Source organism: Rothia sp. HMSC066H02, from assembly GCF_001814995.1.
Taxonomy (GTDB): Bacteria; Actinomycetota; Actinomycetes; order Actinomycetales; family Micrococcaceae; genus Rothia; species Rothia mucilaginosa.
Genome location: NZ_KV818686.1, coordinates 1 through 2,315, shown reverse-complemented (window position 1 = coordinate 2,315; position 2,315 = coordinate 1). Strand labels below are relative to the sequence as shown.

Here is a 2,315-nt window from a genome sequence, read left to right as displayed (position 1 = left end):
AGAGCTCGGGCACCCTGAGGGCGCATCCGGAAGGCGTAGCATCACCGCATCGCACCGGAGCAGGAAGCCTTACACGTACGCGCCGCATGCTGATTTGAAGAAATCTAACCACGTAAATATTTGCGTAAAGAAAATACCGCCGATTTTACACCAGTAGCCAATAAAATGAAGGTGGCAAATATAGCAAAACAGAATGCGACCTCTAACACTATCGTATCCAGACGATTCAATGCCAAGATTGTAAGTATCGGCGACATACTAAAAATTACCATCGCCCGCGCAATAACGTTGGCCAATTCAATATCTCTCTCTTGCTGAGGGTTATCATTCTTGACATTCTCACTTTTAACCAAATATTTAAAACACAGTTCAGCTACCCACCCAATAAAATTAATGAGAGCGTAGGAAATAAAATAAGCTACATACTCAAAAAATATAAGTACTGGAATTATATACAAGGTACCCAACCATGGATTCTGCATGGCTTCGCTGAAAAATAATACTAAAATAAAATAAGCAACGATTCCAGATGCAATATAGGCAACCCAGGCTTTGGCATAAATACTTGAAATATTTTTAATTTCCTTATTTATGGCCGACTTAGCCCCACCTGGAGAGGTAACCAAGATGTATATAAAACCAAGAACTCGGCTATTTTCAATATATTTCCTCATGTCATGCGCAAAAACAGCCCGACCAAACGCGACAGACAGAATATTTAGTTTCGAACTGTCATCGACCCGAATGTTTTTAATATCTTTTGAGTACGTAAACCTAGACGTATTACCCACAAGGTCAGCAGGATAATAGAATTCATAATGCTCATGCAGTTTAGTATAAGTACCCTCAAACAACACTCTATACTTCTTATTCAGCACAAAATAAACATATATATAAATTAAAGCCAGTACAATGGCATTAATTGCCAAAAACAAGTAAATATTTATACCCAAATTATAGATAATAAGAAATGTACTCTTACCACTACCAAATACCCGCATTAAATTCATCCAAATATTAACCCAGAGCAAACAATTAATGAGAGCCAGCATTGTATAGATTAATGACTGACAGCATTTATGTTTAAATTTTTTACTTTCATTAATGATCGACATTGGCCCCAGCCCACTACCCAACCCAACAAACCGAATCGGCTCAGAATATTTTCTTCTCTTAAGGATATTAGATAGCGATTTATATGATAAGTATCCCCCCATTGAATGAGATATAACCAATAGCCTATCAGCGTCATTCACCATTCGCTCAATACTGTCTAAAACCCTCTTCTCATATTTTGTTGAAGAATTAGATACATTGTTCTGGACCTGCTTATAAAGAGAGCAAATCTGCCGCCGATAGAATAATATCACGAAAATAACCTCAGCAAGAATTAGTGCTCCAATATGAGACATGCCAATATTTATTACGGCGGGGATTTTTTCATCTAATGGAATCTTTAAAATCCCAAATAGTATCATTGTAAAAATAACACCAGTCAATAGATTGAAAGTAACTGTAGATACCCGGAATTGAAGAAATTTTAAAATTAATATTCTATATAGACCTATAATCACACTCCATTCAAGAGATTCCCTAAGTCTTAATTTCAATGATTTTTTGGAGGGATAGTCATGCCAGTAAGATTCCCTGAAAACAACATTAATATCATTGCTATCGGTAGAAATTTTAGCACTTCTTGAAAGAGGTGAATTGATACTTATTTCTTTAAAAGAGACACTCTCTTGCGAATCAATTTTTTCCTTTATAGGTTCATACATTGTTTTAAACGTTTCCCCAGGCTTCTGGAATCCAATTCCATGAACAAAGAGAACACCCAAATCATATTTTTTATTATTCTGATTGTTTTGACTGCCTGATGATTGAGATTCCTGATTGCTCTGCACTGCAACACTTTCCCCAGTCTGGTTAGACAATTGCCCCTCAGAGCTAACACCGGAATCTTTCGATGCAACCTGAGAGCCTGATGAATTCTGTGGCAGCTCTTCTGCCATACTCTTCCTCCTTGAAACTAGATGTACGTGTGTCGTCATACAATGGCACTGGCCTCCTGCGGCCAGCCTCACCCATTATATAAAAATGTGAAGCAAACACTGGCATAAAGCCTTGTCGGCGCACGCTCAAAGCCAAAACATCAGCCTCACCTCTACAGTGAAAAAGGAAATGCCGCCGCACTCCCCCGAAACTCGGGAGGGTGCGGCGGCATTCTCATATTCAATTCATGGGCGCCGGGTAGCGTATGCGGCTTGCGGCAACCATTTACAGCGGCGGTTCGCTACACACTTCCTCCGCGCCGA

The 2,315-nt window shown here is 39.2% G+C and carries 1 protein-coding gene; it reads right to left on the bottom strand.

Annotated features, from left to right (window positions below; all coding sequences use genetic code 11):
- Window positions 1–104: 104 nt before the first annotated feature.
- Complete coding sequence (locus tag HMPREF2999_RS07095) at window positions 105–2,012, bottom strand: hypothetical protein (protein ID WP_070675715.1); 1,908 nt, start codon at window positions 2,010–2,012, stop codon at window positions 105–107.
- Window positions 2,013–2,315: the final 303 nt, after the last annotated feature.

What these genes read in the sequence shown, in the direction of transcription:
- HMPREF2999_RS07095 (WP_070675715.1), bottom strand. Translation starts at nt 2,012, where the DNA reads ATGGCAGAAGAGCTGCCACAGAATTCATCAGGCTCTCAGGTTGCATCG.